Origin of the sequence: Paraburkholderia sediminicola (assembly GCF_046027825.1) — a bacterium.
Taxonomy (GTDB): domain Bacteria; phylum Pseudomonadota; class Gammaproteobacteria; order Burkholderiales; family Burkholderiaceae; genus Paraburkholderia; species Paraburkholderia sediminicola_D.
In genome coordinates, this window is record NZ_JAQQDU010000169.1 from 1 (window position 1) to 8,233 (window position 8,233).

Below are 8,233 nucleotides of genomic sequence, written 5' to 3' on the forward strand. Positions count from 1 at the left end.
CATGTCTCCGGTCTATACACCTGCTGCAAAGAAAAGTAGGTGCCCGCCCCGCACAGGGGCGACGCTAATAAACCAATAACAAATCAAGGAAAGGCCAACGCCACAGGCAAACAGCCAAAAGCGCCGCGCAGGCAAAAAAACCAGCCAAACCCCACCGCCGCGGGCATACACCCAATACAAAACGCCGTAGGCACACAACCCGAATAGCGCCCCAAAGCAATTTGTGCTTTACTTTTCGGCAGACCCATAAAAAAGCCCCCCGCAAGCGGCAAACCCGCTGCACCCTAATCGGACCCCACGAACAGGTAGCCGAAGGCAGAAACAACAAAGGTCCGGTTTCACCCCATAAGGAGACAACTTCATGGCGATTAGCATCAGTCTGACGGTGAACGGCGCGCCCATCAGCGCCTCAATCGACCCTAACACCCTGCTTGTTCAGTTCCTTCGCGATCAACTCCGCCTCACGGGCACGCACATCGGTTGCGATACCGCCCAGTGCGGCGCATGCACCGTCCATCTGAACGGCCGCGCGATCAAGTCCTGCAACATCCTCGCGGTCCAGGCCGAAGGCGCCGACATCACCACCATCGAAGGGATCGCCAAAGACGGTGCCCTGCACCCGATGCAAGCGGCCTTCAAACACTGTCACGGCCTGCAGTGCGGTTTCTGTACGCCCGGCATGGTGATGAGCGCGATCTCGCTCGTCGAGCGTCAGCCCAACCTCACCGGCGACGACGTGCGCGCGCAGCTCGACGGCAATCTGTGCCGCTGTACGGGATATCACAACATCGTCAAAGCCGTCCTCGATGGCGCCGAAGGCATGAAATCCTCCGGCACGGCCCAGGCCAATGCGCCGGCCACCGCCCAAGCCACCGCCTGAGGAGAAGACGATGAACGCACCCGACACCCACCTCATCGGCGCCTCCGTCGAACGTAAGGAAGACTATCGGTTCCTCACGGGCAACGGTCAGTACACCGACGACATCGTCCTGCCGCAGCAAACCTATGCGGTATTCCTGCGCTCTCCACACGCGCACGCAAAAATCAACAGCATCGACATCGCCGCGGCCAAACAGTCGCCGGGCGTTGTCGCGATCTTCACCGGCGCTGACATGGCCGCGGAAAACGTCGGCGGACTGCCGTGCGGTTGGCAGATCCACAGCACCGACGGCAAGCCGATGAACGAGCCGCCCCATCCGATCATCGCGCACACGAAGGCGCGCCATGTCGGCGATCAGGTCGCACTGGTGATCGCCGATTCGATCAAGGCCGCGAAAGACGCCGCCGAATTGATCGAAGTCGATTACGACGTGCTGCCGGCCGTGGTCGACACGGCACACGCGTCCGATCCGGGCCACGCCGCGGTTCACGACGAAGTGCCGGACAACATCTGCTACAACTGGGGCCACGGCGACAAAGCCGCGACCGACGCCGCCTTCGCCAAAGCCGCACACGTCACCACGCTCGATATCGTCAATAACCGCCTGATCCCGAATGCGATCGAGCCGCGCGCAGTCAACGCGAGCTACTCGACACAGGACGACAGCTACACGCTCTACGTCGCCAATCAGAATCCGCATGTGGAACGCTTGCTGATGGCCGCGTTCGTGTTGTCGCTGCCGGAATCGAAACTGCGCGTCATCGCGCCGGATGTCGGCGGCGGCTTCGGATCGAAGATTTTTCTGTATGCCGAAGACGTCGCGCTGACGTGGGCATCGAAGAAAATTCGCCGTCCGATCAAATGGACCGCCGAACGCTCGGAAGCGTTCGTGTCCGACGCGCATGGCCGCGATCACGTCACCAAAGCCGAACTGGCGATGGACGCCGACGGCAAGTTTCTCGCGATGCGCGTTCATACGATCGCCAACATGGGCGCGTATCTGTCGACCTTCGCGTCGAGCGTACCGACCATCCTGTATGCGACGCTGCTCGCCGGCCAGTACGCGACGCCCGCCATCTACGCCGAGGTGAAAGCGGTCTTCACCAACACCGTCCCGGTCGACGCCTATCGCGGCGCGGGCCGTCCGGAAGCGACGTATGTCGTCGAGCGTCTGGTCGAAACCGCCGCGCGCGAGATGAAACTCGATCCCGCGGAAATCCGCCGACGCAATTTCATCCGCACGTTTCCATATGCGACGCCAGTGGGCCTCACCTACGACACCGGCGACTATGACACCACCCTGAACCGCGCGCTCGAACTCGCGGACGTGAAGGGCTTCCCCGCGCGCCGGCAGGAGTCGGAAAAGAACGGCAAGCTGCGCGGTCTCGGCTACTCGTGCTACATCGAAGCCTGCGGCCTGGCGCCGTCGAACATCGCCGGCGCACTCGGCGCACGCGCCGGGCTCTTCGAAGTCGGCCAGATTCGCGTCCATCCGACGGGTTCCGTCACCGTGTTCACCGGCTCGCACAGTCACGGCCAGGGGCATGAGACGACCTTCGCGCAAGTGGTCGCGGACCGCCTGGGCATTGCGCTGGAAAGCGTGGAGATCGTTCACGGCGACACCGGCCGCATTCCGTTCGGCATGGGCACGTATGGCTCGCGCTCGATCGCGGTAGGCGGCTCGGCGATCATGAAAGCGCTCGACAAGATCGAAACCAAGGCGAAGAAAATCGCCGCGCATCTGCTCGAAGCCGCGGCGGAAGACATCGAGTTCAAGGACGGCGTGTTTCGCGTCGCGGGCACCGACCGCACCAAGGCATTCGCCGACATCTCGCTCGCCGCCTACGTGCCGCACAACTATCCGCTCGACGTGCTCGAACCGGGTCTCGAAGAATGCGCGTTCTACGATCCGAGCAACTTCACGTATCCGGCGGGCTCGTATATCTGCGAGATCGAGGTCGACCCAGAGACGGGCGTCAGCCGCATCCGGCAGTTCACCGCGGTCGACGATTTCGGCAACGTGATCAACCCGATGATCGTCGAAGGCCAGGTGCATGGCGGGCTCGGTCAGGGTATCGGCCAGGCGATGCTGGAGCGCTGCGTGTACGACAACGAAAGCGGCCAGTTGCTGTCCGGCTCCTACATGGACTACGCGATGCCGCATGCGTCCGATCTGCCGAACTTCACCGTCGAAACCGTGAAAGGCACGCCATGCACGCACAATCCGCTTGGCGTGAAAGGCTGCGGCGAGGCAGGCGCGATCGGCTCGCCACCAGCGGTGATCAACGCGATCCTCGACGCGCTCGCGCCGCTGGGCGTGACCGACCTGCAAATGCCGGCGACACCGCATCGCGTGTGGTCCTCAATTCGTGCTGCCAAGCAACCCCACTGAGATCCTGAGCGGAGCATTCGACATGTATTCATTCGAGTATCAACGCGCGACGGATCCGAAAGCGGCCGCCGCAGCCATTGCCGCCGACAGCGACGCGAAATTTCTCGCCGGTGGGCAAAGCCTGTTGCCGACCATGCGTCTGCGTCTCGCGCAGCCCTCGCAACTGATCGACGTGACGAGGATTCCGGCGCTTAAATCGATCACCGTCGATGCCGGCAAGGTGGCGGTCGGCGCCGCGGTCTGTCACGCGGACGTCGCCGATCACGCCGAGCTTCGGCGCGTGTTGCCGGCGCTCGCGGACCTCGCCGGACACATCGGCGATCGCCAGGTGCGCGCGCTCGGCACCATCGGCGGCTCGCTCGCGAACAACGATCCGGCCGCCTGCTATCCGGCGGCGGCGATGGCATTGGATGCGACAATCGTCACCGATCGGCGACGAATCTCGTCGAGCGATTTCTTCGTCGGCATGTATGAGACTGCGTTGGCGCCCGACGAGTTGATCGTAGCCGTCGAGTTTCCGGTACCGGAACGCGCGGCCTACGAGAAATTCCGCAATCCGGCTTCGCATTTTGCGCTGGTCGGCGTGTTCGTCGCGAAGTTCGCGAGCGGCGTGCGTGTGGCGGTGACCGGCGCGGCGTCTTCGGTATTCCGCGTGCCGGAGTTGGAAAGCGCGCTGTCGGCGAATTTCGCGCCCGAGGCTGCGCGAGCGGTGACCGTATCCGACGCCGACCTGAACACCGATATGCACGCCAGCGCTGAATATCGTGCGCATCTGATTCCGGTGCTGGCCGCGCGCGCGGTGACGAAGGCGAACGGTTAGCAGTACGCGCGGGTGGCGGCTGACGTGACGTGCCCCAGCGTGGCGCGTCAGCCGCGTTCCCGCCCACGCTGGCCGTCACCGTTGCGGCTGCGGCTGCGGCTGCGGTCATGATCTTCTTACCCGTCGCGCTGCTGCCGCGCCGCCCCGCGGCTCACCCGTTTCATCGTGCGGATTCAGGAACACCATGCAGCCTGCCTCAATCGACGACACCCTCGCGCAACTCGCCGCCCAAAAATACTTCGCCAGCCGCGAACTCGCGACTGCGTTGTATCTCGCCTTGCGCATGGAGCGGCCGTTGTTTGTCGAAGGCGAGCCGGGTGTCGGCAAGACCGAACTCGCCAAAGCGGCGGCGGGGATGCTCGGCACCTCGATGCTGCGACTGCAATGCTACGAAGGACTCGACACGGCCAGCGCGCTTTACGAATGGGACTACCCTCGCCAGATCATGGCACTGCGTCTGGCCGAAGCCGCCGGCGAGCGGCCCGGCAACGACACGCTCTATCGCAGCGAATTCCTGCTGAAGCGTCCGCTGCTGCAAGCGCTGATGCCCGACGAAAATCATCCGGGCGCACAGCGCGTGCTGCTGATCGACGAGATCGACCGCGCCGACGAACCGTTCGAGGCCTTCCTGCTGGAGCTGCTTTCGGACTTCCAGGTATCGATTCCCGAGTACGGGACGGTTCGTGCCGCACAGCCGCCGCTGGTAGTGATGACGTCGAACCGGACGCGCGAAGTACACGACGCGTTGAAACGCCGTTGCCTGTATCAATGGATCGGCTATCCCGAACGCGATCGTGAACTGGAGATCGTCGCCGCGCGCGCGTCGCAAACGTCGGCTGAATTGCAGCGGCGCGCGGTCGATTTCGTGCATCGCCTACGCGGCATGGATCTGTTCAAGGCGCCCGGCATCGCGGAAACGATCGACTGGTGCCGCGCGTTGGAAGCGCTGTCGGTGACGGAACTCGATCCGCAATCGGTGCAGAACACCCTGGGCGTGCTGCTCAAGTATCAGGACGATCTGGCGCGCGTCGATGCCGCGCAGATCGCGCAATGTCTCGCGGTGCCGGGATAACGGCGATGGAAAAGATAACGGACGGAAGCAACGGTACTGCGGCCAGTAGACCTACTTCGACACGCAGTGAGACGCCCGCAGACATTGGCGTTGCGCGAAACAGTGGCGCTTCGGCAAGCAGTCCCGCGTCGAAAGACGACGCAAATGCACGCTCGACACCCGCCTCCGTCGACACATCGGCCGCGCCGATCGATACGCCCACTTTGGCCCGCAACGTCGTGCACTTTGTGCGCGTGCTGCGCGGCGCGGGTTTGCCGATGTCGCCGGCACAAGCCGTCGATGCGCTCGCTGCCCTGCACTGGATCGACCTCGGCCGCCGCGACGATGTGCGCGCCGCGCTCGCCGCGCTATTGGTCTGCGCACCGGACGAACGTGATCTCTTCAACGCTGCCTTCGATCTGTTCTGGCGCGATCCGGATTGGGAAGGCAAGTTGCGCGCGCTGCTGCTGCCGAAGGTCCGCGATGGTCTGCCGCCGCCCAAACGCAACAACCGTCTCGCTGATGCGCTTGCCGTACGCACGCCGCCCTCGCCGCACAGGAAAGCGCCACAGGAAACCGAACAGCACGACCTGCACGCGCACGTCACCTTCAGTGCTGAAGAGCGGCTGCGTCATCGCGATTTCGACACGCTTTCCGCTGACGAATGGCGCACGTTGCGGCATCTGATCCGCGGCCAGCGTCTACCGCTTGCCACCGAACCGACGCGCCGCCTGAAGGCCGCCTCGCATGGCACGCATGCCGATTTGCGCGCCAGCGCACGGCACGCGGTGCGCGCGGGCGGCGACTGGACGGTGTGGAAGTATCGCGCGGCAGTCGAACGCAAACCACCGCTAGTCTTGCTACTCGATATCTCCGGCTCGATGAGCAACTATTCGCGCGCCGTGCTGTACTTCTGCCACGCGCTTCTGCAATCGCGTGAGCGCCTGCAGGTGTTCCTGTTCGGCACTCGCCTGACCAACGCGACGCGCGCGCTGCGCGAGCGCGATCCCGACGTGGCGATCGCGACGCTCACCGATCAGGTGGTCGACTGGTCGGGTGGCACACGTATTGGCGCGGCGCTCGCCGAATTCAACCGGCGCTGGGCACGCCGCGTACTGACTGGCCGGGCCACGGTGCTGCTCGTGACCGACGGTCTGGATCACGAAGCGATCGACGTGCTCGACACCGAAATGGCCCGCCTGCGCCGCTTTGCCCACCGTATCGTATGGCTCAACCCGCTGCTGCGTTTCAGCGGCTTTTCACCGAAAGCGCGCGGCGTGCAGGCGATCCTGCCGTATGTCGACGCGCATCGTCCGGTCCACAATCTAGACAGTCTGGCAGCGTTCGGCCACGATCTCGCGCAACTCACGCGCGCGCCGCGTCTCCCCGTATCCGCCACGACAACTGCGGGAGCAACATCATGGAATTGAGTGAAACCCATACGCTGCCGGTGTCTCAGCAGCGCGCATGGGAAGCGCTAAACGATACCGGAATCCTGCGCGCGTGCATTCCCGGCTGCGAGAGCATCGATCCGGACGGCGAAAATGCGTACGCGGTGGTGTTGAGCGCGTCGGTCGGTCCCGTGAAGGCTCGCTTCAAAGGGCGTATGCTGCTGACCGACATCGAGGCGCCCAACAGTTACACCATCGTTTTCGAAGGCCAGGGTGGTGCGGCGGGCTTCGGCAAGGGCAATACGCACGTCACGCTTGAACCCGAGGGCGACGCCGCGACGAAGCTCACGTACACGGCGACTGCACAGGTCGGCGGCAAGCTCGCCCAGATCGGTTCGCGGCTGGTTGATGGCGCGGCGCGTAAACTCGCGGGCGAATTTTTCAAGCGCTTCGGCGCACAGGTCGGCGGCGACGCAGAGGGCGAAACGCCCCCGGATGGCAGCGAAACTGCAGCCGCTGACGCGGCGGTGCAGAATACAGAATCGAATGAGGCCACGGACACTGAGTCCGGCGGCGACGGAACGAAGAGGAAGAAATCATGGACAGCGTGGATCTCGAGGTCCTGAAGTCCAGCGCACGCTGGCTGGACGAGGGGCATCGCGCGCTACTGGTGACGGTGGTGAAGACGTGGGGCTCGTCGCCGCGCCCCGAGGGCGCGATGCTCGCCGTGCGCGACGATGGACTCGTGGTGGGATCGGTATCGGGTGGCTGCATCGAAGACGACCTGATCGACCGTGTACGGCAAAAGGGTATTGAGCAGACACGGCCGGAAGCGGTGAAGTACGGCATTACGGCTGAAGAAGCGCATCGCTTCGGCCTGCCATGCGGCGGCACGATCCAACTCGTGCTGGAGCCTTTGACGCCGCAAAGCGGCATTGCCGAGCTGTGTCATGCGGTAGAAGACGGCCGTCTGTTGGCACGCGAACTCGACATGGTGACGGGCGCGGTACGGCTCGATGCGGCGCAGGCGACGGACGGCGTGCATTTCGACGGTGAGCGTCTGCTGACGATTCACGGCCCGCGGTACCGGATGCTGGTGATCGGTGCGGGACAGTTGTCGCGCTATCTGTGCAACATCGCGGTCGGGCTCGATTATCAGGTCACCGTGTGCGATCCGCGCGAGGAGTACACCGAGGAGTGGAGCATTCCCGGCACGAAGATCGTGCGGACGATGCCGGACGACACGGTGATCGAGATGAAGCTCGACGAACGGTGCGCGGTGATTGCGCTGACGCATGATCCCAAGCTGGATGATCTCGCGCTGATGGAGGCGTTGAAGACGCCGGCTTTTTATGTGGGCGCTTTGGGGTCGAGAAGGAATAATCAGGCGCGGCGCGAGCGGTTGAAGGAGTTCGATCTGAACGATACCGAGTTGGTCCGGTTGCATGGGCCGGTTGGGATTTATATTGGCAGCCGGACGCCGCCTGAAATTGCGGTTTCTATTCTTGCCGAGGTGACGGCGGCCAAGAACGGGGTTTCGTTGCCGACTTTATTACAGGTTGAGGGGGCTAAGGCAGCGCGGGAGATTGCTGCTTCTGGTGGCGCTGCTTGTAGTGTTTAGTTGGCTTTTTTTGCCTGCGCGGCGCTTTTGGCTGTTTGCCTGTGGCGTTGGCCTTTCCTTGATTTGTTATTGGTTTAT

The 8,233-nt window shown here is 63.5% G+C and carries 7 protein-coding genes; all 7 read left to right on the plus strand.

The features are described 5' to 3' along the window. Positions 1–361 precede the first annotated feature (361 nt). On the plus strand, positions 362–880 hold the full coding sequence (locus PQQ96_RS40780; protein ID WP_408302893.1) for a (2Fe-2S)-binding protein: 519 nt from the start codon (positions 362–364) through the stop codon (positions 878–880). A 10-nt stretch (positions 881–890) separates the two neighbouring features. After that, positions 891–3,272, plus strand: coding sequence for a xanthine dehydrogenase family protein molybdopterin-binding subunit (locus PQQ96_RS40785; protein WP_408302894.1), 2,382 nt, complete (start codon positions 891–893; stop codon positions 3,270–3,272). Positions 3,273–3,294: 22 nt separating this feature from the next. Continuing rightward, positions 3,295–4,092, plus strand: coding sequence for an FAD binding domain-containing protein (locus PQQ96_RS40790; protein ID WP_408302896.1), 798 nt, complete (start codon positions 3,295–3,297; stop codon positions 4,090–4,092). Positions 4,093–4,276: 184 nt separating this feature from the next. Beyond that, positions 4,277–5,164, plus strand: a complete 888-nt coding sequence (locus PQQ96_RS40795) for an AAA family ATPase (RefSeq protein ID WP_408302898.1) — start codon at positions 4,277–4,279, stop codon at positions 5,162–5,164. A gap of 5 nt (positions 5,165–5,169) precedes the next feature. Continuing rightward, positions 5,170–6,573, plus strand: a complete 1,404-nt coding sequence (locus PQQ96_RS40800) for a vWA domain-containing protein (RefSeq protein WP_408302900.1) — start codon at positions 5,170–5,172, stop codon at positions 6,571–6,573. Next, positions 6,564–7,160 (plus strand): SRPBCC family protein, encoded by a 597-nt coding sequence (locus PQQ96_RS40805; protein WP_408302902.1) that lies wholly within the window; start codon positions 6,564–6,566, stop codon positions 7,158–7,160. The genes PQQ96_RS40800 and PQQ96_RS40805 overlap by 10 nt, the downstream gene beginning before the upstream one ends. Next, a complete protein-coding gene (locus tag PQQ96_RS40810; protein WP_408302904.1) occupies positions 7,133–8,155 on the plus strand; it encodes an XdhC family protein in 1,023 nt (340 codons plus the stop codon). Before PQQ96_RS40805 ends, PQQ96_RS40810 begins: the two co-directional genes overlap by 28 nt. The last annotated feature ends 78 nt before the right edge of the window (positions 8,156–8,233 follow it).